We start from the raw sequence: 25920 nt of genomic DNA, 5'->3' as shown, positions 1-25920 counted from the left end.
GGAAGGCCGGGCTCAGGAGGCGAGGACGTGGGGCTCGACGCTCGCGTCCGGGCGCGGCCGCCGGATCAGGCGGCGTCCGAGGCGCTGCGCGGGCGCCTCGATCCAGCGCTGCGACGCCCAGCTCACCGCCAGCAGCACCAGGACGAAGAACCCCAGGCCCACCACGTCCTCCCGGCCGGACGCGCCGAGGAACTGCGCCGCGACCATCAGCAGCAGCGGGTGCAGCAGGTAGACCGAGAAGCTGATGGTGCCGAGCCCGGTGGCCCAGCGGGGGAACCTGCGGTGCCGCCACCGCCACGCCGCCGCGAACGCCGCCGCGGCCCCCAGCACCGTGGCGCACCAGGCGAGCTGCGCCTTCCAGCCGTAGGGCGCCGCGTGCCACGTCCCGGTGCCGAGCGCGCCCGCCAGGACGACGGCCGCCGTCACCGCCGCGGCGCGCCGGGTGATCTGGCCGTGCTCGGCGCGGTGGACGGCGGTCCCGGTGAACATGATGGCCAGCATGATGAGGCCCTCCCAGGCGTCGATGCGCCCGTTCGCGGTGACCAGGAGGGCGGCGAGCAGCCCGCCGAGCAGGCCGCCCGCGGTGCGCGGTACGGAACGCCCCGACACCGCGGCCGCGATCGCCACCGCCACGCCGACGGCGGTCAGGGCGACGACCAGGCCGGTCCCGGCGGTGCGCGACAGCAGGGTGGCGGGCGCGTACGCGCCGGTCAGCAGGCCGGTGGCGGTGAGCGCGGCGGCCACGACCGCGACGCCGGTGAGGACGGCCGCGGCCGGCGCCGACCGCCGGTGCCCGCCCACCACGAACAGCGCGACGATCAGCAGGTAGAAGGCCATCTCGTACGACAGCGTCCACAGGACGTTCATCACGTTCGGGACGTTCAGGACGTCCTGCAGCATCGTGAGGTGCGCCAGGACGGCGGTCGCGGGGGAGTACTGCTCCAGCCCGCCCCGGAGCCCGAGCACGCCCAGCAGGAACGGCAGGACGGCGAAGAAGCACGCCACCGCGAGCAGCGGGTAGATGCGGAAGAACCGTCCGATCCAGAATCCCCGCACGCTTCCGCGGCGCTCCAGCGACGCCGGCACGATGTATCCGCTGACCAGAAAGAAGACCAGCACCCCGGCCATGCCGGGATCGAACCAGTCGGCCATCCAGATCCGCAGGGACGGCAGGTACACGTAGCTGGCGTGGTGCAGCGCAACCGCCAGCGCCGCCGCCCCGCGCAGCGCATCGAGCCACCCAAGCCGGGACGTCACGGAGGAAACACCCGAGGCGGGAATCATCCCGACAGACTAGACGGAGCCGGGCCGGGCGCCGGGGAATGGACGATTATGGTCGAGGCCCCCTCCGCTTTTCGGTGCCGAGTCGCGGGGATCCTGCCCGCGACCGCATTTCGCTCGACGGTGATTTCTTCGCTCAAAGCGCGTTTCCTTTCCCGGCCCCCGCTCAAGATCATCGATGTGAAGGCCGCAGGTGCGAAAGGGCGGACATGGGTCAGGGCCGGTGCCGTGCTGGCGCAAGGCGGCACCGGCCCTGAGTTCAGGGGATCAGCTGCCCAGGCTCTCGTCGAGAGTCTTGGTCAGGATGCCCGGGTCACCGGACATCTCCCAGATCATTCCGCCGAGCAGGTTCTTGCTCTTCAGCCAGGCGACCTTCTTCTGGATCGACCAGGCGTCGTCGAACGTCCACCACTGGCCGTTGTTGCCGGTGTAGCAGGACGTGGCGACCGCCTGCTCATCGTGGACGATCTTGCAGTTCGGCACGCTGGCGAGCAGGTTGCTGTAGCCGCGCGTCCCGGCCTCTTCCGCGAACTGGCCGGGGGCCGCGCCCTTCGCGTCCTGCCATTCGCCGCTCTTGCCGCCGTCGGTGACGTTCTGCCAGCCGCGGCCGTAGTAGGCCAGGCCGAGCGTCAGCTTGCGCGGATTGACCCCCGCGTCGAGGTACGGCTTGACCGCGTTCTCGACGCTGAAGTGGAACGGGTACGGGTCGTCGGTGTCGGTGTACAGGTTGCCCTGGTGGCCCGTCCGGTTGGGCTCCCAGGAGTTGTCGCTTCCCGCGCCGTGGAAGTCATAGCCCTGGACGTTGAAGATGTCCATGGACTTGGCGACCTCCGCCAGCTCCCAGCCGGCCTCGATCTTCGCCGGGTCGGCGGGGGTGAAGGCGGTGAGCAGGTAGCGCTGGCCGGTCGACTTCGTCATCTCGTCGAGCTGACGGCGGAACTCCTCGATCAGCAGCGTGTTGTTGCGCTTGTCGTCCTTGCCGACGTGGTTGCCCGGGTGCCCTTCGGCGCCCGGCCACTCCCAGTCGAGGTCGATGCCGTCGAAGATCCCGGCGCCGGTGCCCGGGCCGCCCTTACCGGCGTACACGGGCAGGTTGCCCTTGATGTAGATGTCGAGGCAGGACTGGACGAACTTCTTGCGGGACGCGTCGGTCTTGGCGACGTCGGAGAAGTACTTGGAGTACGTCCAGCCGCCGAGCGAGATCAGCACCTTCAGGTGCGGGTACTTCTTCTTGAGCTTCAGCAGCTGGTTGTAGTTGCCCTGGAGCTTCTCCCAGCCGCTGTCGGCCACGCCGTCCACCGACTGGGCGGCGCTGAACGGCCGTCCGTAGTCGGCCTCGGCGTCGCCCGCGCCGTCGCCCTGGTTCGGGTCCTGCGGGTTCTGCGAGGTGCCCTTGGTGACGCCGTGCAGGCAGGTCAGGTTGACCGGGTCGATGTTGCCGAACGCGTAGTTGATGTGGGTGAGCCGCCGCGCGTTCCCTGTGGTGTCCAGGTTCTTCACGAAGTACTGGCGGCCGTAGATGCCCCACTGGACGAAGTAGCCGACCTTGGCGTAGCCGTCGCCGACCACGTCGTCGGTCTGCACCTTCACGGCCGAGCTGGCCGCGGACACGTTGTCGTACATGTCGCGGGCCCGGACGGTGAAGCTGTACTCGGTCGACGGGGACAGCCCCGCGACCTTGGCGGTGGTGGCGGTCGAGGTCGTCGCGACCTTGCCGTCCACCAGCACGTCGTAGTTCGCGACGCCGATGTTGTCAGTCGAGGCGGTCCACGCGAGGGTCACGCTGGCGCCGTCCTTGCCGGTGCTGCGCAGGCCGCTGGGGACGGAAGGAGCCTGCGTGTCATCGGCCGGGTTGTTGGTCTTGACGGTGACGGGCGCGCTGGCGGCCGACAGCCCGCCCTTGCGGTCCCGCGCCTTGACCGTGAACGTGTACTCGGTGTTGGGCGTGAGGCCGGTGACCGTCGCGTTCGTCTCGGGGACGGTGGTCGCGAGCGTGCTGCCGTTGTAGACCTCGTACCCGGTGATCGGCAGGCTGCCGGGCTTGGCCGCGTCCCACTTCAGCGAGACGGTCTTCGTCGTCTTCACCGGCGAGGTCAGGCCGCCGGGGGCGGCGGGCGGCGCGTCGCCGGTGCCGTCGCAGTTGACGTCGTTGATCCGGCAGCTCGTCGGCTCCGCGCCCGACCTGCTGACCGTGAACGTCGGGCTGTACGGTTCCGTCGTCCGGCCCGGCTGGACGGTGCCGTTGTAGTGCGCGGGCGACAGGGTGACCGTGGTCCCGCTCTGGGTGAGCGAGCCGTTGTCGGCGTTGCTCGCGGTCACCCCGGAGGGCAGGTCGAACACGATCGACCAGTTCTGGATCGTCGCCGCGGAGTTGTTCGCGACGATGAACTTGGCGCGCGACCCGTCGACGGAGTACGCCGCGGTGACGCCCTCCGCCTTCGGCGGCGCCTCACCCGTGCCGTCACAAGCCGCGCCGTTCAGCAGACAGCTCGTCGGCTGTGCCGCGGTGCTCAGCGAGAACGTCGGGCTGTACGGCTCGGTGCTGCCGCCCGCGCGAAGGGTGTCGATATAGAACAGCGGACGGAGCGTCACCTTCGTCCCGTTCTGCGACAAGGTGGCGTTCTGCGGGTTGCTGGCGGTCACACCCGAGGGGAGCTCGAACTGGAGCGTCCAGCCGCTGGCGGAGGACGTGCCGGGATTGGTGACCACATATTTTCCGGTCGTCCCGGACAAGCTGAAGGTCGCCGTCAGCCGGTCCGCCGCCCGGGCGGGAGCGACGACGAGAGCGGCAACGACGACGAAAGTGGTCAGGACTGCGATTATTCGGCGCATGCCGAACACCTACTTCCGGTGGGAGTCTTCCGGGGGTCGGGATCCTTCCGGGGATCGGGGGCCGTCGGTGGATGGGGATGGGGGACGGAGAATCGCCAGCATCTGTTCGATCTGCGCCGACCGTGACCGGTCGACGCGTTCCGCCAGCCGCCGCGTCCAGGCGTCCTCGCCCCTGCCGGTCTCAAGCCGGGCCATCTGGACGGCGTCGTCCTGATGGCCGATCAGCAGGTTGAGGAACTCGCGCTCGAAACGGGCCGGCGGGGTCCGTTCCAACGCCGCCAGTTCGGCGTCGGTGGTCTCCGGCATGCCGCCGTGCGCGGCATGCTCGTGCGACTCCGCGCGCAGCGGCCGCCGCCACCCGCGCAGCCGCTCCTGCATCTGCCTCGCCTCGGCGATCTGCGTGGTCTCGATCGCCGCGGCCAGGGTCTTCACTTCGGGGCGCGCCGAATGCCGTTTCGCGAGGCGGACCAGCTTCACGCCCTGTTCCTGATGGGGAAGCATCATCTGCAGGAACATCACGTCGTCGGCGTTGAACCCGTGCCCGCCGCGGGAAGCGGGGGCGGGGCCGCCGGACGGCGAACCGCCGGCGGCCCCGCATTGGGCGAACACCAGGAGGGCGCACACGGCGAGGAGCGCCAACCCGCCGTACTTGAACACGCCGCGTTTCACCGCGGGGCGTCCCGGCGCGTGGCCATCCGCCACAGGGGGTTCGGCCGGAGGGGGTGGTTCGGCCGTGTGGCGGCCGGTCACGCGCCGGTCGGCAGCCGGGCGGTCGGCCGCGGGAGGTTCGGCCGCGGGTCGTCCTGCCGTCGGACGGCCCGTCGCGGGGTGCCCCGCCGCGCGGCGGCCCGTCGCAGGACGGTCGCTCGCGCGGCGGTCGGTCGCGTTGCGCTTCATCTGGGGAGACTCATCGCGTGCGCCTCATCCTGTCGCGCTCAGACTTTTCGCCAGAGCGCGGCGGTGTTCGCGGGTTCCCAGCCGGCCAGCGCCGTGTGCGCCTGGAGGCACTCGTAGGTCGCGCCGTTGAACGTCACCTGGTCGCCCGCGCCGTACGCGGTTCCGGTCGTCCAGGTGCCGCTCGGCGGGTCGGTGGGAGGGTCGGTCGGGGGATCGGTGGGCGGGTCCGTGGGCGGGTCGGTCGGCGGCGTGGTCGTGCCGCCGAAGTCGACGTCCGAGCAGGTGTAGAAGGCCTCCTGGCTGCCGACCACCCGCTGCCAGATCGAGTACAGGACGTGCCGCCCCGAGCGCGGCGGGATGTTGATCGTCCACTTGGTGAACGTGGTCGGGTTCTGGCGGTTGAACGTCTGGATGTGCACCAGGTCCGACCAGCGCAGCGGCATCGTCGGGTTCCAGCCGTCACGGGTGATGTAGAACTCGAAGTTGCTCGCCGAGTGCGGCGCGGTCGCGTGGTAGGTGATCGTCTGCTGCCCGGACGACATCCTCTTGGCGGGCCAGTCGGCGCGCTGCAGGTCGAGCCCGCGGTACTTCGCCCGTCCGGCGCCGCACAGCTGGCCGTCCGGGATGATCTGCCGGTGCCGCCCGCCGGCGTCCAGCAGCGACACCTCGTTCCAGTCGTAGAAGGCCTGGGTGCCGTTGGCGGCGACGGCCGCCTTGCACGCGTCCGACTTCGGGCTCTCCGGGCCCTCGTTCTTGCAGACGTACACGCGGCTCGGCGGGTCGGACATGGTCCCGTGCGCGCTCGCGCCGGACGAGGTGCCGAGCACCACCAGCGCGGACGCCGCCGGAACTGTGACCGCGACCGCGGCGGCCCTTCTGGAGCGGGTCGATCTCATGGATTTCCTTCCGGTGGGGGTGGTTTCTCCGAGGAGGTCTGTGGAAGGGGTGGCGCCGCCCTACGGGAGGCCGTTGAGGAATGGCTCGTGGGCGTTCATGAATTCCCACTTGTAGTAGCGGTCCCAGTTGATCGACCAGGTCATCAGCCCGCGCAGCGCGGGGGACGTCCCGCCGCGCAGCGTGTACGAGCCGCAGCCCGTCCCCTTGACCAGGCAGTTCACCGCCTGGTGCACCTGGGCGGGCGGGGTGTGGCCGTTGCCGGCGCTGACCGCGGCGGGCAGCCCGATGCCGATCTGGTCGGGGCGCAGCCCGGGGAACGTGTGACCGGTCTTGGCGACCGGGAATCCGGCCTTCACCATGTCGGTCATCGCGATGTGGAATTCGGGGCCGCCCATGTTCTTGTACTGGCCGTCGAGCCCCATCACGGGTCCCGAGTTGTAGTCCTGGACGTGCAGGATGGTCAGGTCGTCCCGCATCGCGTGGATCACCGGGAGGTAGGAGCCCGTCCGGCCGTCCCCGCCGCCGGCGCCGCCGTAGAACTGGTAGCCGACCTGCACGAAGAACGTCTCCGGCGCCATCGTCAGGACGAAGTCCTGCCCGTACTTGGCCTTCAGCGTCTTCAGCGCGGAGATCAGGTTCACGATCACCGGGGTGGTGGGGTTGCGGAAGTCGGTGTCGCCGCTGTTGAGGTAGAGCGAGTGGCCCTCGAAGTCGACGTCCAGGCCGTCCAGCCCGTACCTGTCGATGATCGCCGAGACGGACCGGACGAACGCGTCCCGCGCGCCCGCCGACGTGAGCTGCACCTGGCCGTTCTGGCCCCCAATGGAGATCAGCACCTTCTTGCCCTGCGCCTGCTTCGCGCGGATCGCCGCGGTGAACTCCTCCTCGCTCTCCACGTTCGGGCATTCGCTCACCGGGCACCGGTTGAAGCGGATGTCGCCGGACGTGACCGACGTCGGCTCGCCGAACGCGAGGTCGATGACGTCCCACGCGTCCGGGACGTCCGCCATCCGGATGTAGCCGGACCCGTTGGCGAAGCTCGCGTGCAGGTAGCCGATGAGCGCGTGCTTCGGGATCCCGGTGTCGGCGCAGCCGCCCGTCCGGCCGCCGACCGGCACGGACTTGGGCGACTCGCCGACGTCGTTGTAGGCGGCGACGGTGTAGCTGTGCGAGCTGCACGCCGCGAGGCCGGAGATGGTGGTGCTCGTCCCGGTCACGGTCGCGCGGACGGTGGAGCCCTCGTAGACGCGGTAGCCGGTGACGGTCCCGCTGGCGGGCTCCCACGACAGCGCGATCGAGTCGTCGGTGACCGCGCCGACCTTGGGGCCGGCGGGCGCGCCCGGCACGCCGGGCTGGGGTTCGCCGCCGGGGCCGTCCAGGACGACGTCGTCCGCGTGGTAGGCGCCGTTGCCGTACCAGCCGTGCAGGAAGATCTCCGCGGTCTTCTGGTCGGCGCCGGTCGTGAACGAGACCGACAGCCTGGTGTAGTCGGACGCGGACGGGGTCCACGTGGACGCCCCGCCGGTCACGCCCATGTACACGTAGCTGCCGCGCACCCAGGCCGACAGCGAGTACGCCGTGTTCGGCTGGACGCTGACCGTCTGCGTGCACTGGCCCGTGCTTCCGGCGGTCACGCCGCCCGCGAGAGCGTACGACCCCGTCCGCACCGGGCCGGTCACCACGGAACCGCCGCCCGCGCACGTCCAGCCGCTCAGCGACCCGTTCTCGAAACCGGCGTTGGCCAGCACGTTCTCTGCGTTCGCCGGGCTCGGGAGCCCGACGAGCAGCCCGGCGGTCAGAACCGCCGGGGCCCAGATCTTCTTCATGTCCGTCCCTCTGCGAGGCGTGTCCGGCTACGGAAGCGGGACCGGTTACGGCAGCGTGTCCAGGTGCGGGCCGACGGTCCCGGCGAACCGGCCGCCGTTCGAGACGTCCCAGTTGATCGACCAGGTCATCGCGCCGCGGATGTCCGGATACGTCTTGGACGGCTTGAAGGACCCGCAGTTCGTGCCCTTGGCCAGGCAGTCCAGTGCGTTGTTGACCAGCCCCGGCTGGACGACTCCGCCGCCCGCCGCGCCCGCGCCCGCCGGCAGTCCCAGCGCCACCTGGTCGGGACGCAGCCCGTTCTCCAGCTGGATGCACGCCAGCGCCGTCATGAAGTTCAGCGTTCCCTGCGAGTACACCTGCTGGTCGCAGCCGAGCATTGTGCCCGAGTTGTAGTACTGCATGTGGACGACCGTGAGGATGTCCTTGATGTTCAGCGCGAGCTGGAAGTAGGCCGCGCCGGTGGACTGCATGTCGACCGTCTGCGGCGCCATCGTGATGATCATTTCGCTGCCGGCCTTGGCGCGCAGGGCGCGCAGCGCCTGCCCCATGTACTGCGGGCTGATGCCGTTCTCCAGGTCGATGTCGACGCCGTCGAAGCCCCACTCGGCGATCAGCGCGGCCATGGAGTTCGTGAACAGCTCCGCCGCGGCGGAGTTGCCGACCCAGATGGCGCCCTTCTCGCCGCCGACCGACAGGATGACCTTCTTGCCCTTGGCCTGGAGCGCCTTGACGTCCGCCTTGAACTGCTCGTCGGTGTAGCCGCCGACCGCCTTGGCCAGACCCGGGTCGACCTTGAAGCTGACCTCGCCGAAGCGGCTCGTCGACTCGCCGAACGCGACCGCGACGACGTCGTACTGGTCGGGCACCTGGGAGAGCTTCAGCGGCCGGGCCTGGTTGACGAAGTCGTGCCAGTAGCCGGTCAGGAAGTGCTTGGGCAGCGCGCTGCTCACGCATCCGCTGGTCGTGCCGGTGACGGCGGTGCTGGCGGGCGACTCGCCGTCGGCGTCGTACGCCTTGACCGTGTAGCTGTGCGTCGAGCACTTCGCGAGGCCGCCGATCGTGGCGGTGGTGCCGCTGACGGTGGCCCGCAGGTCGGAGCCCTCGTAGACGTGGTAGCCGGTGGGCGTTCCGGAGGCGGCCTGCCAGCCGAGCGTCAGCGAGGTCTCGGTCCGCGCGGTGACCGCCGGGGTGCCGGGCGCGCCGAGCTCACCGGGGTTGCCGGTGTCGCCGCCCGCGCACGGGGCGCCGTTGAACGTGCAGTTCACGGGGGCGCCGGGACCGTTCCCGAGGAATCCGAACGTGACGGAACCGCCGGCCGGTACCGCGGCGTTGTAGTCGCGGTTCTCGAACACCTGGTGCTGGCCGTCCTTGGTCAGGAGGGCGTCCCAGTAGGAGCCGACAGTGGTCCCGGCCGGCAGGTCGAACTCGACCTTCCAGCCGTTGATCGCCGCGGTGGACCCGTTGGTGAGCGTGAAGCGCCCCTCCCAGCCGGAGCCCCAGTCGGAGGGCTTGCTGAACGTCGCGGCGGGAGCGTCGGCGCGGGCGGGGGAGGCCCCGCCGAGCGGCGCGAGGAGCGCGACGAGGAGGACGGCGAGAACACCGAGAACGGAACGGGGGCGCAAGTCTGCGTGGGGGCGCAACTCTCACTCCATCGGTAGGAAGCTGGCGGATTCCCCCGAACCCCGAGTAGGTCACACTGTTTGTCTCTAGATCGCCTGTTGTCTCTAGATCGCTAATCGATAGGAAGGTTTCCTATCAGTTTTAGAGCAAGGTAACGAGCGACCGTGACCTGGGCAAGCCCTTTCCCGAACCTCCTCCACCTGCATAGGGCAACCACCCCAGCTTGAACACCGAACCAGCGCGGGCCCTCCCGAATATCGGCACTACTTGCCTGAGCCTGGCCTCATCTGATGGCCATTCTCGCCAATTAGCCCATGCGGGCCGGTAGCCGGAAAACCACCCACGTGCGCCAATCGGTGGTGGAACGGGTAGCCGGGGCCCGTCGTCCGTCGTCCGGCTCGGCGGGGCGAAAGGGTGCGGCCCGCGTCCCCGGAGCTGGGACGCGGGCCGCCTGGGGAATGGTCAGAAACCGGCTGTGATCTTGGAGAACTGCCAGTCGGTCTGGTCGGTGCCGCTGCCGGGACGGTCGCGGTTGACCGCCCAGAACGTCAGCCGGGACAGACCCTTGGACTTCGACCAATCACGGATCTGGGTCCAGATCGCGGGGGTCGTGATCTCGCCCACGTCGGACCGGCCGTTCATGCCGGAGATGCCCATGTGCGTGTAGGCGACCTCGTCGGTCCACTTGTTGGCGGCCTTCAGGGTCTCCTTGAGTCCCTCGGACGACTTGACGGTGTTGCCGTACATGTCCGAGTGGCCGTTGAAGTTGAACGGCATGATCGACCAGATGTCCACCGGAACCTGCAGCTCGGCAGCGCGGTCGATGAGGCGCTTGCCCCACGAGTTCGGCCCGCTGCTGAGGACCGGGAGCGTCAGGATCGTCTGGATGCCGGGGTTCTTCTGCTCGACGATCTTGAGCGCGCCGAGGATCCGGTCCTGGACCGCCGGGCTCTCGAACTCGTCGGTGTTCTCGATGTCGACGTCGATCGACTTCAGGCCGTAGGCGTCGATGACCTTCTGGTAGGCGCCGGCCAGGGCCTCGGGCGTCGAGCAGTTCGGGCCGAGCTTGTTGCCGGACCAGCCGCCGATGGACGGGATGATGTCACCGCCGGCCGCGCGGATCTTCGCGATCGCCTGCTCGTCCACGCCGCCCTTCAGCGGACGCTGGCTGTCCCAGGCCGGGTTGCAGCCGTTCTGCGCCAGGATGAACGCCATCGTGAACATGTTGGTCCCGGACGCCTTCATGACGGTGACCGGGTCGGGCGGGTTGCCCCAGCCCAGGTAGAGGTAGGGAGCGGCGTGCTTGCCGACGGCCGGCGTGACGCAGCCGTCCGTCGTGCCGGACACCGAGGTTCCCCCGGACTCGCCGGCGTCGTTGTACGCCTTGATCGTGTAGGTGTGGTTGGAGCAGGTCTCCAGCCCGGAGAGGGTGGCGCTCGTGGCGTTCACCGTCGCGCGGACGCTGGAGCCCTCGTAGACCTTGTAGCCGGTGACCGTCCCGGATGAGGGGGCCCACGACAGGGTCAGGGAGCTGTTCGTCTTGCCGGTCACGGACGCGTCGCCGGGCGCGGAGGGCGCCCCCGGCGTGCTGTCGCCGGTACAGGAACCGCTGTTGATGGTGCAGTTCGCCGGCGCGCCGGGACCGTTGACGAGGAACCCGAACGACACGGACGCGCCGGCGGCGATGCCCGAGTTGTAGTTCCGGTTCGTGAAGGTGGCGTGCTGCCCGGACTGGCTGAGCAGCGCGTCCCAGTAGGAGCCGATGGTCGAGCCGGACGGGAGGTCGAACTCGACCTTCCAGCCCGAGATCGCCGAGCCGGTCCCGTTGGTGATCGTGTACTTGGCCTCGTAGCCCGAGCCCCAGTCCGCGGCCTTGGTGAAGGTCGCCGTCGCCGTCGTCGCGGCGTTGGCCGGAGTCGGGACGAGCAGGGCGAGGACGAGGGCGAAGAGGGCGGTGAAGAGGAGGCCAGGGCGAAGTCTTCTCAATGTCACTCCCGGGAAGGAGATGGAACAGGCGGGAATCCCCCGAACCCCGAGGTACGTCGTACGGCATGGCGGAGGGCTGGCGGGGGGCGAGCGGGGCACGGGTGGGACCTCTGATCTGATAGGAAACTTTCCTTTTAATCGACTGAACGGTAACCAGCCCGCCGCCGCCCGGCAACCCCGTCCCGCCGGCGGGCCGCCGCCCCAGCTCAGCCCACCCCAGCTAATGGACCGAACCACACCGGCACCAGGAGAATGTCGGCACTTCTCGCCAACGAAGGCCCCGATCCTTGGGCAAGATCAGGCCGGACCCGCCGGCGAGACCTCCTGGCGGTGGACGATCACGTCGAACCACTCCGACAGCGCGCCTCCGGTCGTGATCGAATCCGGCCCGAAATACGGGAGTCCCCTGGTCACAGTGGGCGCGCTCAGCCAGCGGCGTACCGGCGCGGGCGCGGGGGCGCGCAGGTCCAGGACGAACTGCGCCGCGCCGACCCCACCGAACCGCCGCTCGAACCAGTTCGGCGCCGGACGCGCGAGGGCGACCGTCCGCCCGGGGCCGAGGAGCGCGGCGCCGTGGTCGAAGGTGAAGCCGATCGACCGGTACCGGCCGCCGTACCGGCGCCGCAGGTGCGAGCCGGCGGCCGGGTAGCGCAGGTCCTGGCCGTCCTGGGCGGTGACGTGCAGCGCGGGGGCGTTCGCCGTGTGTGCGCTCGCGGCCCAGTAGACGATCCTGTCGCCGCCGCTGTGCCCGCGCCACCACGCCAGGTTCCCCGCGGCGTGGGCGTCCCGGTAGGCGTTGGCCTCGTTGAACTCCAGGACGAAGTGCTCGTAGAACGACACGATCTGCCGGGCGTGGTGCAGCGCCAGCCTGTGGTCGCGGCCTCCGTCCGGGAGGTGCTTCACCAGGTCGTACACCTGGCGGGCGTGCCGGACGTACGAGTGCTTGTCCTGCACCGTCTCGCGGTACCAGGTGGTGTACTTCAGCATGTTCGACGTCCACGGGCGGACCACCTTGTGTTTCCGCAGGTCGGCGAGCCTTTCCGGGGCCGTCTTCGCGACCTGGGCCTTGATCGCGTCGTAGGCCGACGGGCGCGTGAAGTAGTACTCGACGCCTACGAACTCGACCTTGTCGCCGTCCTGGCGACCGGCGTTGTAGCCGCGGAGCCACCGCAGGACGTCCGCCACCTCCCGGTTCTGATACTGGGGGCTCATCTCCCGCACGAGCGCGGCCGGATCGCCCTTCCCCGTCCGGACGTACTCGTTGATCTTGAGCCCCATCGTCCAGTCCTCCTCCCAGGCGAGGGAGCGGAAGCCCATCCGCTCGACGAGGAAGCGGAGGGCGCGCAGCTTGAGCGCGGTCTGCTCCGCCGTCCCGTGCACCGACTCGCCGAGCCCGACGACCGCCGCGTCCCCGACCGACCGGCGGAGGGAGGCCAGGTCGTCCAGCGGCGCGGACGGGTCGGCGGTCGCCAGCGGGACGGCCTGCCGCGCGATCCACCGCTCCACCGACCCGGGCGGCTGGGACGGCCGGGCTGACTGGGGTGGCTGGGCGGCGTTCGCCGCGGGCGCGCCGCCGAGCAGCACCGCGATGCCGACACCCGGGGCGAGCCACGTGAGAGCGCGAATCCGACGGTTCATGAGAGCCCTGCCTTTCTGGGGAACCCCAGGCCCCCCGCTCGATGCCGCCGCAACGATCGCGTCTCCGTCCAGGCCCGGACATCCCCCAGCGGGCTGCACGCCGGCTACGCCGCCGGGAGTACGTCGACCACGACGCCCGCGGCCCGGGTTGTTTAGGCGACCTCGCGCTGCGCAGATTGTCAGAGGGGTGGCGAGCCGTCACGGGGGGTGGCGCGGTGCGGATTCATGGGTGCGGGCCTGCGGCCGCCGGGGCCGGGCTGTGCCTCGCGATGCTGGCCGCGTGCGGAGGGTCCTCCGACGACGACCGGCCGTCGTCCCCGGCCACAGCGACCACCGGCGGGTCGCCGGCGTCCACCGCGACCGGCGGCGGTGGGTCGGCGGTGAGCGGAAAGGTCATCGTCATCGATCCGGGTCACAACGGCGGGAACGCCGACCACCCTGACGAGATCAACAAGAAGGTGTTCATCGGCAACGGCTACAAGGCCTGCAACACGGTCGGCACCAGCACGCGGGACGACTACAGCGAGCACGCCTTCACCTGGGACGTCGCCGAACGGCTGGCGCGGATCCTGCGCGACCGGGGCGCCCAGGTGACGCTGACGCGGAAGGACGACACCGGCGTCGGGCCCTGCGTCACCGAGCGGGCGGAGATCGGCAACCGGCTGCGCGCCGAGGCCGCCCTGTCGATCCACGCCGACGGCGCCGACCCGGCCGGGCACGGGTTCCACGTCATCGAGCCGGTGGCCGTGGGGAGGAACGCGCCGATCGTCGAGCCGTCCCGGAGGCTCGGCACGGCGGTCCGCGACGCGTACCGCTCCGGCACCGGCATCCCCTACTCGACCTACCGGGGGCAGGACGGCCTGGACCGGCGCGGCGACCTCGGCGGGCTGAACATGTCCACGGTGCCGATCGTGTTCATCGAGTGCGGCAACATGCAGAACCCGGGGGACGCGGCCAAGCTGTCCAGCGCCCCGTTCCGGCAGCGCATGGCCGAGGCCCTGGCCGCGGGCTTCGAGACCTACCTACGCTGACCTCGGTCTCCGCCGACCTTGGATACTTTCTTCGGGAAGTATTCCTTTCTGAAGAAAGAGTCGGGTCAGGCCAGCCGCGCGGACATCCTGGTCAGCAGGACGCGCAGCAGCGCCAGTTCCTCCTGGCCCACGGTGTCCTGCACGCGGCGCCACTCGTCCTCGATCGCGGTGGTCAGCCGGTCGAAAGACGCGCGGCCATGTTCGGACAGGAACGCCAGTACCCTGCGCCGGTCGGCGTCGTCCACGCGCCGGAACACCAGCCCCGCCGACACCAGTCGGTCGATCACCTTGGTGAGCGTCGGCGCGGGGAGCAGGGCGAAATCGGCAATCTCGGTCATCGTGTGCCCGGCGCCGTCGGCGAGCAGGGAGATCACGCGCCATTCCTCGACGGTGGAGCCGGCCGTCTTCAGCGCGGCGGCGAGCCTGGCGGCGATGCCGCGTTCGACCCGCGCGAGCACCCGCGGCAGGTCCAGCTCGTCCTGCGCCATACCTGTTGTAGTCATCGCGAGACACAAGATTACCGTCTCATCGAAACTATTTTGGGCGAGCATCCACTAACGTCCCGGATATGGACGACTTGGGCGTCGCCCTGGTGGTGCCGCGTCAGGGGCCCGCGGGACTCTTCGGGCCCTCCGCCGAGCTGTGCGCCCGGCTCGCCGAGGAGGAGATCAACGAGGAGGCGGGCGTGCTCGGCCGCCGCCTCCGGCTGACCGTCGTGGACGGCGGCGCGCCGCCCGCGCGGGTCGCCGACCAGGTCGGCGCGATGGTCGGGTCGGGCGCCGTGCAGGCGGTCACCGGCTGGCACGTCTCGACCGTCCGGCAGCGCCTCGTCCCGCGCATCGCGGGCCGCGTCCCGTACGTCTACACCGCGCTCTACGAGGGCGGCGAGCGCTCGCCCGGCGTCTTCCTCACCGGCGAGACGCCCGAGCGCCAGCTCCGTCCCGCGCTGCGGTGGCTGGCGTCCGAGCTGGGCATCCGGCGCTGGACGATCGTCGGTGACGACTACGTCTGGCCGCGCGGCACGGCCCGGGCCGTCCGGTCCTATCTGGCCGAGCAGGACGCCGTCCTGTGCGACGAGATCTACGTCCGGCTCGGCACGCAGGACTTCGGCGAGCCGCTGCGCAGGATCGAGACGAGCGGGTGCGAGGCCGTCCTCATGCTGCTGGTCGGCGACGACGCGGTCGCATTCAACCGCGCGTTCGGCGCGGCTGGCCTGGAGCAGCTGCGGTTCAGCCCGCTGATGGACGAGAACATGCTGCTCGCGTCGGGCGTGGAGGGCACCCGCGGCCTGTTCGCCGCGGCGGGGTTCTTCGAGACGCTCCCGACCGGCGACGGGCTGGACTTCGGCGCCCGCTACCACCGGCGCTTCGGCCCGCAGGCGCCGCCGCTCAACAGCATGGGGGAGTCCTGCTACGAGGGCGTGCGGCTGCTGGCCGAGCTGTTCCGGCGCAGCGGCGGCGACCCGGACGTCCGCCGGATGACCGCCGTCTCCGAGGGCCTCGGCTACGACGGGCCGCGCGGCCCGGTCGAGGTCCGCGACCGGCACCTGCGGCAGAAGGTGTTCCTGGCCGCCGCCGACGGCCTGGAGTTCGACGTGCTGTACCAGCTTCCCCGCGACCCCCTTGACCATTGATTCCGCACGAAATAGTTTCAGCAGGAACTAAGGGGGGCTTATGGCCACGACCTATGACCTTGGCGACTTCGTCCTGCAGGGCGGCGCGACCCTGCGCGGGGCGCAGCTGACCTACGAGACCTACGGCGACCTGGCCGCCGACAAGAGCAACGCGATCGTCTACCCCACCTGGTACTCGGGCCGTCATCAGGACAACGAGTGGCTGATCGGCGAAGGCATGGCGCTGGACCCGGCCCGTTACTTCATCATCGTGCCGAACATGCTCGGCAACGGCCTGTCCAGCTCGCCCAGCAACACCCCGCCCCCCTACGACCGGGCCCGCTTCCCGAACGTCACCATGTACGACAACGTCGAGGCCCAGTACCGTCTCGTCACCGAGCACTTCGGCATCGAACGCCTGCCCCTCGTGACGGGCTGGTCCATGGGCGCCGGGCAGACCTACCAGTGGGCCGTCAGCCACCCCGAGATGGTGGACCGCATCGCCCCGTTCTGCGGCTCGTCCCGCTGCAGCCTCCACAACTTCGTGTTCCTCGAAGGTGTGAAGGCCGCGCTCACCGCCGACGCCGCGTTCGAGTACGGCTGGTACACCAGCCCGCCCACCAGGGGCCTCCGCGCCGCCGCCCGCGTCTACGCCGGCTGGGGCTTCTCCCAGGCGTTCTACTGGGACCGCCTCTACGAGCAGCTCGGCTACAGCTCGCTCGAAGACTTCCTCGTCGGCTTCTGGGAGGGCTTCTTCCTGGACGACCGCGACGCCAACAACCTCCTCACCATGCTGTGGACGTGGCAGAACTCCGACGTCGGCCGCACCCCCGGCTTCGACGGGGACACCAAGGCGGCCCTCGCGTCCATCAAGGCCAAGGCGCTGGTCATGCCCGGCGAGAAGGACCTGTACTTCCCGCCCGAGGACGAGGCGTGGGCCGTCCAGCACATCCCCGGCGCCGAACTCCGCGTCATCCCGAGCGTCTGGGGCCACTTCGCGGGCCATGGCAGCAACCCCGTCGACACCGCGTTCATCGACGCCGCCCTGAAGGAGCTCCTCGCCCGCTGATCTCCCGCGCCGGCGGCTCCGCTTTCGTCGGGATTTGCCATTACCCCGCCGCCGCGGTGATCACTACGTTGGGGCGCTATGAGACCGCGCTGGACCGTCGTCACGCTGGCCGCCGCCCTGGCCGCCGCGCTCCTGCCCGCGGGCGCCGCCCAGGCGTCGCCGGCGTCCCCCGCCGGCGGCGGGCACAAGGTCCGGTGCGTGTTCACCCCCACGCCCGACAACCCGCCCGCGAAGCCGGTGCGCCCGCCCCGGTCCAAGGCCCGCGCCCACGGCGAGGTCGACGTCGTCCTGGTGACCAACTTCGGCCCCGTCGCCATCCGGATGAACCGGGGGAACGCGCCGTGCGCGGTGCACAACTTCGCGAGCCTCACCCGGCAGCGGTTCTACGACCGCACGCGGTGCTGGCGGCTGACCAACTCGAAGCGGCTCGGCGTCCTGCAGTGCGGCGACATCTACGAGGCGGAGAAGGGCGGGCCCGGCTACAAGTTCGACGACGAGCTGACCGGCAAGGAGACCTACCCGCGCGGGACCGTCGCCATGGGCAACTGGGGCCCGGACACCAACGGCAGCCAGTTCTTCCTCGTCCACTCCCGCGCCGACATCCCGCCCGCGTACACCGTCCTGGGCAAGGTCACCTGGGGCCTCCCGGTCCTCGACCGGATCGTGAAGGGCGGCATCATCCCCGGCCCGAACGGGCCCGAGGACGGCGAGCCCGCCAAGCCGGTCAAGATCCACCGCGTCTTCGTCCGCGGCTGACCCCTGCGCGTGCCGCGCTCCCCGGGCGCGTGCCGCGCTCCCCGGCTCGGCGGGATCGGCGATCGGGGCCGCTTCATCTGGATCTCCGAGGGCACGAACTACGCCGACGCCGCCCGGTGGCGGTGGCCGGCCGCCGTGCGGAGGGTCTCGGCCTCACATCCGGCCGGGCTGCGTCGTCAGGAGGGTGAGACAGCCGACGCTCCAAGGAGGCCACCATGGACGCCCGTATCGACTACCACGGCATTCCCATCGCGGCGAAGTACATGAAGTACATCCAGTCGGCGGGCAAGGTCCTGTCCGACTCGGCGCTGCCGGCCGCGACGCGGGAGCTGGTGCACATCCGCGCCAGCCAGATCAACGGCTGCGGAGTCTGCGTCGACATGCACACCAAGGACGCCGAGCACGCCGGGGAGACCTCGGTCCGCCTCAACCTGATCGCGGCCTGGCGGGAGGCGAAGGTCTTCACCGAGGCCGAGCGCGCCGCCCTGGAACTGACCGAACAGGGAACCCGCATCGCCGACGCCGCGGGCGGCGTGACCGACGACGCGTGGGCGAACGCCGCCAAGCACTACGACGACGACCAGCTCGCCGCGCTGGTGTCCGAGATCGCCCTCATCAACGCCTGGAACCGGGTGAACGTCCTCGTCCGGCAGCCCGCCGGCGACTACCGGCCCGGCCAGTGGGGGTGAGCGGAAGGACGGCGTGAACGCCGAACAGCCGAGGCCTCGCCGGCGTCCCGATTCGGCGGGGCCTTCGCACGTGCCCGCAACACCACCCCCGTGGTCGGCCGGCCGGCGTGGAATGGTCCGCGGACGCGGTCCTCCGGGCCGAGCGGCCTGAACGCCGCACGACGTCCGCCGTGCCGGCGCGATCGGCGGCATTATGCCGACAACGGCCGGGTCTCTGCAATTTGTTTTCCGGCCGCCCGCCGGTCCGCACCTCGCCGAGGCCGTTCGGCGATCGCCGGAAATCCGATGTGCGATCCATTGACCACATAGCGTTACGGTCGCCGATCGGCCGTACTCGGAAATCGCCAGGTCACATTTCCGGTCGCGGCCTCGAAGCGGGTCCTGAAGGGGCGTACCCCTGACACTGGTACCCCTCGCGGTGACACTTGCGTCCGGCAATCTCGGCATGCAAGGTTGCTCCCAACCGCCGTTCGGCGTGCCATTAGGCCGCCGACGGGGCGGCGGTCGACCGGTTTGGCGCACCTGCTCATCGGATCTGGGGGCAGTTCTTCGAGCTTGAAGGGTGTGAACACATGTCCGCGAATGTGAGAAGTCTTCACAAGATCGCGAACGGGGAATTTCTCGGTGCAGACAATCAACGGCTACTGCATGGCTACGAGTATGTCATCGAGCACATTTCCATCGGCGAGATCGTGCACGGGGACTCCCCACGTCTTTCCGGGGAGAGCGACGCACACATTCGCCTGCTAGTCGAGTTATCGGGAGACCTTCCGCTCATTCTCGTCAACCGCAGGACGATGCGGGTCATCGACGGCCTGCACCGCGTGGCGGCGGCGAAGCTGCGCGGCGAGAGCACGATGGAGGCCGTGCTGGTCGATCTGGACGAGCGGGAGGCGTTCCTGCTCGCCGTCCAGGCCAACGCGGAGCACGGGCTGCCGCTGACGCGAGCCGACCGGAACGCCGCGGCCGAACGGCTGATCACCTCGTATCCGGGCTGGTCGGATCGCTCCATCGCGCGGACCGTCGGGCTGGCGCCCGGCACGGTGGGCGCGATCCGGGAGCGTTCAACTGGCCAGATCGGACAGCTGAACACGCGGGCCGGCCTGGACGGACGGCTGCGTCCCGCCGGCACCACGGAGGCGCGGCGCCGCGCGGCGGAGATCATCCGCGCCCGGCCCGACACACCGCTCCGCCAGGTCGCCAAGGAGTCGGGCCTCTCGCTCGGCACCGCGCACGACGTCCGGCAGCGGCTCTGCCGCGGGCAGAGCCCGGTTCCCGGCGGCGAGGAGATCACCGAGCCGCCCGCCGCGCCCCGCCAGAGCCGGAACCGCGGCCGGGCCCGGAGCAGGAACGGCGGCGGCGAGGTCTCCTGGCCCTCGGTGCGGCACCAGGTGGTCAAGGATCCGACGATCCGGTACGCCGACTGGGGCCGCGCCTTCGTCCAGTGGCTCGACGCCAACGCCGGGAACTGCGGCGAGTGGAAGCACCTGGTCGACAACATTCCGCGCTACTGGGTCGACGTGATGATCGACGTCGCGTTCTCCTGCCGGGACGAATGGCAGGACTTCGCGCTGGCGCTCGAACGGCGCAAGAGCGACGCGCCCTGACCGGACCCGCGCACCGGACCCGCGCACCGGACCCGCGCACCGGACCCGCGCACCGGATCTGAGGAGAGGCATATTCATGGGCGGCATGGCATTTCTTTTTCCTGGGCAGGGCTCCCAGAAGCCGGGCATGGGGAAAGACCTGGTGGCTCGCTATCCGTATCTGCGGGCCCGCTATTTCGACGCGGCGGACGAGATCCTGGGCAGACCCCTGAGCCGGATGTGCTTCGAGGGGGACGCCGAGGAGCTGAACCGCACCGAGAACACCCAGCCCGCGGTCTTCGTGGTGAGCATGGCGATCCTGGACGTCCTGCGGGCGGCGGGGCTCGAACCGGACGCCGTCGCGGGCCACAGCCTGGGCGAGTACTCGGCGCTGGTCTGCGCCGGGGCCCTTGACTTCCCCGCTGCGCTCCGCCTCGTCGACCGGCGCGGCACGCTGATGTCGCAGGTCAACGCGGCGAACCCGGGCGCGATGGCGGCGCTGATCGGGGTGCCGGCCGACCGGGTGGGCGCGATCTGCGCGGAGGCCCGGCTGCACACCGGGGAGGTGGTCGAACCGGCGAACTTCAACGAGCCGGAGCAGACCGTCGTCTCGGGTACCGAGCGGGGCGTCGACCACGCGATGCGGCTCGGCCGGGACGCGGGCGCCCGCGTCGTGCGCCTGCGCGTGGGAGCGCCTTTCCACTGCAGCCTGATGTCCCAGGTCGCCGAGCGTTTCGCCGCCGACCTGGAGGCCGCGCCCTTCACCGACCCCGACCTGCCGGTGATCGCGAACGTCACCGCCGCGCCCCTGTCGACCGCGCGTGCGGCGCGGCAGGCCCTGGTCCGGCAGATCGCGAGCCCGGTCAGGTGGTCCGAGACCATGCGGCTGCTGGTCGACGACGGCTGCCGGACCTTCGTCGAGGTCGGCCCGGGGCGCGCGCTGTCCGGCTTCGCGATGAAGATCGCCCCGGACGTCCCGGTCCACAGCACGGGCCAGGCCCGCCGCGTCGACAAACTGCTCGAACATTTCGAGATGGCATCCGTCACACCTATCTGACCCGAAAGGATTCCCCTGAGCGCGGCCATTCGGCCGCGCTTTTTTCTTGCCCGGCAAAATGTTCTCGCCGCGCAATGCATGAACGGCTGAGAATTGCTGCGCCCGCCGATCGGCCGTGTGATTCTAGGTCCGCAGAGAAGAACCGCATGAGGCTTCGTACAGGGGGCAGGGCATGACGCAGACCACGACCATCACCGATATCCAGGACGCCGTTCTCGTGGCGGTGGCCGACGCGCTCGGGCTAGAGACGGACGAGGTCACACCCGAGTCCACGCTGATGGACGAGCTCGGCGCCGAGTCCATCGATCTGCTCGACATCCTGTTCCGGCTGGAGCGCGCGACCGGCATCAAGATCCAGGCCGCGGACCTGTCCGAGCACGTCCAGGGCGGGATCCCCGACGAGGAGTTCGGGGACGAGGACGAGGTCATCACGGCCAAGGGCCTCGCCCAGCTCAAGAAGGTCATGCCGCAGATCGACGTCGACGCGCTCGCGGGCGAGCTCACCGCCGAGCAGGTCATGGGCCACTTCACCGTGGCCAACCTGGTCGCGCTCGTGGTGCAGCGCGCCGGGAACTGAGATGGATCTCACCGAACGGGTGGCCCTCGTCACCGGGGCGTCCCGCGGCATCGGACGGGCGGTCGCGCTGCGGCTGGCCGCCGAGGGAGCGGCGGTCGGCGTCAACTACCGCAGCGGGCAGGAGGCGGCGCTCGACGTCGTCGAGCGGATCGAGGACGCCGGCGGCCGGGCCGTCGCCGTCCAGGGCGACGTCTCCGACCCCGCCCAGGCCGAGGCGGCGGTCGCCAAGACCATTGCGGAATTCGGCGGCCTCCACGTGCTGGTCAACAACGCGGGCATCGCCAAGGACGCGCTCATCTTCACGATGGAGCCCGCCGAATGGCTGGACGTCATGAAGGTGAACTTCGGCGGCGTCTTCAACTGCACCAAGGCGGCGCTACCACATTTCGCCGGGCAGCGCGACGGCGTCATCGTGAACATGTCGTCGATGATGGGCGAGCGCGGCTGGACGGGCGAGGCCAACTACGCGGCGTCCAAGGGCGCGATCAACGCCTTCACCCGCTGCTGCGCGGTCGAGCTGGCGCGCTTCGGCATCAGGGTCAACGCCGTCCTCCCCGGGTTCTCGCCGACCGACCTGGTCGCCGGGCTCCTGGACAAGGACGGCGGCAAGTCCATCAAGAAGCAGATCCCGATGCGCGACTTCGCCTCGGTGGAGGACGTCGCGCAGGCGGTGCTGTACCTGGCCTCGTCCCGGTCCGCGTATCTCACCGGCACGCTGCTGCCGGTGGACGGCGGCGTCGGCGGCCAGCTCGGCCTCGGGCGGGTGAGCTGGTGAGGACGGACGAGCCGGTGTCGTCGCGCGGCTCAAGTGAGCCGGTGACGGCGGGTGAAACAGCTCGGGCGGGCGGCTGCGACGTCCGGGTCGGCGTCGACCTGGCCGAGGTGGCGCGGGTCGGGCGGCTGCTGGCCGACCATCCGGGCGGCGTGCACGAGCTGTTCACTCCCCGCGAGATCGCCTACTGCCGCCGCAAGCGCGACCAGGACGTGCACTTCGCGGGCCGCTTCGCCGCCAAGGAGGCGGTGCTCAAGGCGCTCGGCACCGGGCTCGGGCCGCGGATGCGGTGGACCGACGTCGAGGTCGTCAACGAGGCGCTCGGCCGGCCGGTCGTCCGGCTGCACGGCGAGGTGGCGGCCCGCGCGAACCGGCGCGGGCTGGCCGGGATCGACGTGTCGCTGTCGCACTCGGGACCGCTCGCGATCGCGGGCGTCGTGACCGTCTGGACCGGGGGAGGCGCACCGTGCGGTTCCACCTGATCGACCGGATCGACGACTACGAGGCGGGCAAGAGCGTCCGCGGACGGAAACTGACCTCGGCCGGCGAGGAGATCTGGGACGAGTCGCCCGGCGGGCCGGTCATGTCCCCGCCGCTCGTCCTGGAGTCGCTGTGCCAGGCCGCGACCTGGCTGATCGTCGCCAGCACGGGACGGCGCAAGCGGGCCGCGCTGCTGCAGCTCGGCTCGGTCCGGTTCGACGGCGACGTCGTCCCGGGCGACGTGCTGGAGCTCTCCGGCGAGATCGAGACCATGTCCGCGGAGATGGCCGTCCTGTCCGGCACCGCCGCCGTCGGCGACCGGTCCGTGCTGCGCGCGGACGACATCATGTGCGCGCTCATCGACGCCGACGACCTCGAAGGCGCCCCGGAGACGGAAGTGATGCTGCGCCGGCTGACGAGGGAGGCCTCCTGATGGACAGAGCAGTCGCCGTCACGGGCGTCGGAGCGGTCACGCCGCTCGGCAACGACACCGCGGCCACCTGGGACGGGCTCGTCTCCGGACGCAGCGGGATCGGCCCGATCACCACGTTCGACGCGGAGAACTTCCCGGTCCGGATCGCGGGCATGGTCAAGGACTTCGACGTCGAGCCCTACCTGCCGTCCCCGGGGTTCGGCCGGCACTTCAGCCGCGCCGCCAGCTTCGGCTTCGCGGCGACGGACCAGGCCGTGCGCCAGGCCGGCGACCTCGGCGGCTACGCGCCCGAGGAGCGCGGCATCGCGATGGGCGCCAGCGCGGGCCGGCCCGAGCAGCAGGAGCTGGCCGAGGTCATGGCGGCCAGGGCGCGCGGCGAGGTGATCGCGCAGGCGCCGACCAGCCTGCTGGCGCGCCAGCAGAACCTCGGCGTCGAGGCCATGGCCCGCCGCTGGGGCCTCGAAGGCCCGATGGTCGGCGTGAGCACCGCCTGCGCGGCGTCCACGCACGCGATCGGCGAGGCCTTCCGGCACATCCAGGAGGGCGACGCCAAGGTCATGGTGGCGGGCGGCTTCGACGCCCTGACCACCTGGCTGGACGTGCTCGGCTTCACGCTCCTCGGCGCGCTCGCCGAGGCCAACGACGACCCCGGGCACGCGTCGCGTCCGTTCGCGAAGGACCGGGCCGGGTTCGTCCTCGCGGAGGGCGCCGTGACGCTCGTCCTGGAAGACCTGGAGTCCGCGCGGGAGCGCGGCGCGACGGTCCTCGCCGAGCTGGCCGGCTACGGCACGAGCCTGAACGCCTACCGGATCACCGACGCCCCGCCAAGCGGGGACGGTCCTATCCAGGCGATGCGGTGGGCGCTCGACGACGCCGGGCTCGGCCCCGCCGACGTCGACGTGGTCGTCGCGCACGGCACCAGCACGCCGGGCAACGACCTGTGCGAGACGAACGCGATCCGCGCGGTCCTCGGCCCGGACGCCGACCGGGTCGCGGTGACCGCGCCGAAGTCGATGGCGGGGCACCTGACCGCCGCGTCCGGGGCCCTGAACGCGCTGGTCGGCGTGCAGGCGATCCGGACGGGCGTCGTCCCGCCGACCGTCAACCTGGACGTCCCCGACCCGAAGCTGGACCTCGACTACGTCCCGCACCGGGCCAGGCGCACGCCGGTGCGGGCGGTCGTGGCCAACGCGTTCGCGTTCGGCGGGACGAACGGCGCGCTCATCCTCAGGGAGGCGTCATGAGACCGCCGACGCTCGACCGCATCGTCTCGATCGAACCCGGCGAACGGGCCACGGCCCTGCGCAACGTCCCGCACACGCTGGCGATCTTCGACACGCACTTTCCCCGCCGTCCCGTCCTGCCGGGCGTGCTGGTGCTCGCGAGCATGGGCGAGCTCGCAGGCGTCCTGCTCGGCGGGCAGGACGGCGCGCACTGGCGGCTGGCGGGGGCCGACCGGGTCCGCTACCGGCACTTCGTCCAGCCGGGCGACCAGATGGAGATCGAGGTGAAGATCATGGAGCACGGCGACGCCACGGCGGTGCTCGGATCCGCGGTCCGGGTCGACGGCAGGGTCGTCACCAGCGCGGGAGCCCTGCGGATGGTGCGGTCATGAAGCGGGTCGTCATCACCGGGATCGGTGTGATCAGCGCGCTCGGCACGGGCGCCGGGGAGAACTGGCGCGGCCTGCTCGACGGGCGCAGCGGGATCGGACCCGTCACGACGTTCGACGCGTCCTCGCTGCGGACCCGGCTGGCCGCCGAGGCCACCGGCTTCGACCCCAAGACGCTGCCCGACCGGCGCAGCGCCAGGAAGATGACCCGGAACGAGCAGTTCGCGGTCGGCGCCGCGGCGCTCGCCGTCCAGGACGCCGGGCTCGACGGGCTGCTGGACGCCGAGCGCACCGCGGTCTACGCGGGCGGCAGCAAGGAGGTCTCCGACCTGGACAAACTGGTCGACGCGGTCGTGGCGTCCACCGAGGGCGGCAAGTTCGACGTCGCCAAGGTCGGCACGAACATCTCCCTCTTCCACCCCCTGTTCTACGTCGAGGGCCTCCAGGGCGCGTCCCTGTTCTACATCTCCGCGGCGTTCGGGCTGAAGGGCGCGAACACCTACTACGCGGGGACGTCCGAGGCGGGCCTGACCGCGGTCGGGCGGGCGTTCCGCGCCGTCCGCCGGGGCGAGGCCGACCGCGCGATCGCCGGCGGGTCCGACGACCCGGTGTGGTGGTGGCCGATGTCGTCGTTCGACGCGCTCGGCGTGCTGAGCGGCGCCAGCGATCGGGGCGCGGAGGCGTTCCGGCCGTTCGACCGCGACGGCGACGGCGCCGTGCTCGGCGAGGGCGCCGCGTTCCTGATGCTGGAGGAGTACGAGACGGCACGCGCGCGCGGGGCGCGGATCTACGCCGAGGTCTCCGGCTACGGCAACGCGGGCGACGCGCACAAGCTCGCCACCCCGCACCCCGACGGACGTGGCCTGGTCCGCGCGCTGCGCCGGGCGCTCGACGACGCGCGCACGGCGCCGGACGACGTCCGCTACGTCGCCGCCCACGGCAGCGCGACACCGCTGGGCGACCTCAGCGAAGCAAGGGCCCTGCGCACGGTGTTCGGCGACCGCGGCCCCGCGGCCAGCAGCGTCAAACCCGCGACGGGACATCTGGTCGGCGGCGCGGGAGCGCTCAACGCGGCGGTCGCCGCGCTGGCCGTCCGGGAGGGCGCCGTGCCGCCCACCCTCAACCACGAGCGGACGCGGCCCGGCTGCGAGTTCGACTGGGTCCCCGGCACGGCCCGCGAACTTCCCGTCTCCGCCGCGCTGGCCGTGGCCCGCGGGCTGGAGGGCCAGAACGCCGTGCTCGCCCTGCGATCGGTCTAGGAGTTGATG

At 70.9% G+C, this 25920-nt stretch carries 23 protein-coding genes; 14 read left to right on the top strand and 9 right to left on the bottom strand.

Annotated features, from left to right (window positions below):
* Positions 1–12: 12 nt before the first annotated feature.
* The 8 genes from ACH34T_RS09485 to ACH34T_RS09450 form a co-directional block, all read right to left on the bottom strand.
* Positions 13–1257: an acyltransferase family protein gene (locus ACH34T_RS09485; RefSeq protein WP_395991627.1), complete on the bottom strand. Its 1245-nt coding sequence runs from the start codon at positions 1255–1257 to the stop codon at positions 13–15.
* Between the two features lie 291 nt (positions 1258–1548).
* The gene (locus tag ACH34T_RS09480; RefSeq protein ID WP_395991626.1) at positions 1549–4113 is read right to left on the bottom strand and encodes a glycosyl hydrolase family 18 protein; all 2565 of its coding nucleotides are present in this window, start codon (positions 4111–4113) and stop codon (positions 1549–1551) included.
* 9 nt (positions 4114–4122) lie between these two features.
* Complete coding sequence (locus ACH34T_RS09475; protein ID WP_395991625.1) at positions 4123–5010, bottom strand: DUF305 domain-containing protein; 888 nt, start codon at positions 5008–5010, stop codon at positions 4123–4125.
* Positions 5011–5048: 38 nt separating this feature from the next.
* Positions 5049–5906 (bottom strand): lytic polysaccharide monooxygenase, encoded by an 858-nt coding sequence (locus ACH34T_RS09470; RefSeq protein ID WP_395991624.1) that lies wholly within the window; start codon positions 5904–5906, stop codon positions 5049–5051.
* A 60-nt stretch (positions 5907–5966) separates the two neighbouring features.
* Positions 5967–7733, bottom strand: a complete 1767-nt coding sequence (locus ACH34T_RS09465) for a chitinase (protein ID WP_395991623.1) — start codon at positions 7731–7733, stop codon at positions 5967–5969.
* A 45-nt stretch (positions 7734–7778) separates the two neighbouring features.
* Complete coding sequence (locus ACH34T_RS09460) at positions 7779–9374, bottom strand: chitinase (RefSeq protein WP_395991622.1); 1596 nt, start codon at positions 9372–9374, stop codon at positions 7779–7781.
* 442 nt (positions 9375–9816) lie between these two features.
* Entirely contained in the window at positions 9817–11340 is a 1524-nt protein-coding gene (locus ACH34T_RS09455) for a cellulose binding domain-containing protein (protein WP_395991621.1), read from the bottom strand.
* 297 nt (positions 11341–11637) lie between these two features.
* Positions 11638–12978 carry an erythromycin esterase family protein gene (locus ACH34T_RS09450; protein WP_395991620.1) on the bottom strand — a complete coding sequence of 447 codons (1341 nt, stop codon included), beginning with the start codon at positions 12976–12978 and terminating at the stop codon, positions 11638–11640.
* A 215-nt stretch (positions 12979–13193) separates the two neighbouring features.
* Here ACH34T_RS09450 and ACH34T_RS09445 point away from each other — a divergent pair, with 215 nt between their 5' ends.
* On the top strand, positions 13194–14009 hold the full coding sequence (locus ACH34T_RS09445) for an N-acetylmuramoyl-L-alanine amidase (protein WP_395991619.1): 816 nt from the start codon (positions 13194–13196) through the stop codon (positions 14007–14009).
* 65 nt (positions 14010–14074) lie between these two features.
* On the opposite strand, the gene ACH34T_RS09440 is transcribed toward ACH34T_RS09445, so the two are convergent.
* Positions 14075–14512: a MarR family winged helix-turn-helix transcriptional regulator gene (locus tag ACH34T_RS09440; protein WP_395991618.1), complete on the bottom strand. Its 438-nt coding sequence runs from the start codon at positions 14510–14512 to the stop codon at positions 14075–14077.
* Positions 14513–14577: 65 nt separating this feature from the next.
* Between ACH34T_RS09440 and ACH34T_RS09435 the strand changes: the two genes are divergently transcribed.
* The 13 genes from ACH34T_RS09435 to ACH34T_RS09375 all read left to right on the top strand — a co-directional run bounded on the left by ACH34T_RS09435 (position 14578) and on the right by ACH34T_RS09375 (position 25911).
* Positions 14578–15642, top strand: coding sequence for a substrate-binding domain-containing protein (locus tag ACH34T_RS09435; RefSeq protein ID WP_395991617.1), 1065 nt, complete (start codon positions 14578–14580; stop codon positions 15640–15642).
* Positions 15643–15682: 40 nt separating this feature from the next.
* Positions 15683–16690, top strand: coding sequence for an alpha/beta fold hydrolase (locus ACH34T_RS09430; RefSeq protein ID WP_395991616.1), 1008 nt, complete (start codon positions 15683–15685; stop codon positions 16688–16690).
* Between the two features lie 78 nt (positions 16691–16768).
* Complete coding sequence (locus tag ACH34T_RS09425; protein ID WP_395991615.1) at positions 16769–17446, top strand: peptidylprolyl isomerase; 678 nt, start codon at positions 16769–16771, stop codon at positions 17444–17446.
* A gap of 215 nt (positions 17447–17661) precedes the next feature.
* Positions 17662–18135, top strand: coding sequence for a carboxymuconolactone decarboxylase family protein (locus ACH34T_RS09420; protein WP_395991614.1), 474 nt, complete (start codon positions 17662–17664; stop codon positions 18133–18135).
* Positions 18136–18707: 572 nt separating this feature from the next.
* A complete protein-coding gene (locus ACH34T_RS09415; protein WP_395991613.1) occupies positions 18708–19742 on the top strand; it encodes a ParB N-terminal domain-containing protein in 1035 nt (344 codons plus the stop codon).
* Positions 19743–19818: 76 nt separating this feature from the next.
* Complete coding sequence (gene fabD, locus ACH34T_RS09410; RefSeq protein WP_395991612.1) at positions 19819–20778, top strand: ACP S-malonyltransferase; 960 nt, start codon at positions 19819–19821, stop codon at positions 20776–20778.
* Positions 20779–20950: 172 nt separating this feature from the next.
* Positions 20951–21355 carry an acyl carrier protein gene (locus ACH34T_RS09405; protein WP_395991611.1) on the top strand — a complete coding sequence of 135 codons (405 nt, stop codon included), beginning with the start codon at positions 20951–20953 and terminating at the stop codon, positions 21353–21355.
* A 1-nt stretch (position 21356) separates the two neighbouring features.
* On the top strand, positions 21357–22130 hold the full coding sequence (locus tag ACH34T_RS09400; RefSeq protein WP_395991610.1) for an SDR family NAD(P)-dependent oxidoreductase: 774 nt from the start codon (positions 21357–21359) through the stop codon (positions 22128–22130).
* Positions 22127–22609, top strand: a complete 483-nt coding sequence (acpS, locus tag ACH34T_RS09395) for a holo-ACP synthase (RefSeq protein ID WP_395991609.1) — start codon at positions 22127–22129, stop codon at positions 22607–22609. The genes ACH34T_RS09400 and acpS overlap by 4 nt, the downstream gene beginning before the upstream one ends.
* Positions 22594–23040 (top strand): hypothetical protein, encoded by a 447-nt coding sequence (locus tag ACH34T_RS09390; protein ID WP_395991608.1) that lies wholly within the window; start codon positions 22594–22596, stop codon positions 23038–23040. Before acpS ends, ACH34T_RS09390 begins: the two co-directional genes overlap by 16 nt.
* Positions 23040–24284: a beta-ketoacyl-[acyl-carrier-protein] synthase family protein gene (locus ACH34T_RS09385; protein WP_395991607.1), complete on the top strand. Its 1245-nt coding sequence runs from the start codon at positions 23040–23042 to the stop codon at positions 24282–24284. Before ACH34T_RS09390 ends, ACH34T_RS09385 begins: the two co-directional genes overlap by 1 nt.
* The gene (locus tag ACH34T_RS09380) at positions 24281–24655 is read left to right on the top strand and encodes a 3-hydroxyacyl-ACP dehydratase FabZ family protein (RefSeq protein WP_395991606.1); all 375 of its coding nucleotides are present in this window, start codon (positions 24281–24283) and stop codon (positions 24653–24655) included. Before ACH34T_RS09385 ends, ACH34T_RS09380 begins: the two co-directional genes overlap by 4 nt.
* The gene (locus tag ACH34T_RS09375) at positions 24652–25911 is read left to right on the top strand and encodes a beta-ketoacyl-[acyl-carrier-protein] synthase family protein (protein WP_395991605.1); all 1260 of its coding nucleotides are present in this window, start codon (positions 24652–24654) and stop codon (positions 25909–25911) included. The genes ACH34T_RS09380 and ACH34T_RS09375 overlap by 4 nt, the downstream gene beginning before the upstream one ends.
* The last annotated feature ends 9 nt before the right edge of the window (positions 25912–25920 follow it).

The sequence above is a fragment of the Actinomadura sp. 9N215 genome, from assembly GCF_044326345.1.
In the GTDB taxonomy this organism is placed as follows: Bacteria; Actinomycetota; Actinomycetes; order Streptosporangiales; family Streptosporangiaceae; genus Spirillospora.
The sequence above is the reverse complement of the archived record's forward strand: the minus strand, read 5'-3'. Positions and strand labels throughout refer to the sequence as shown.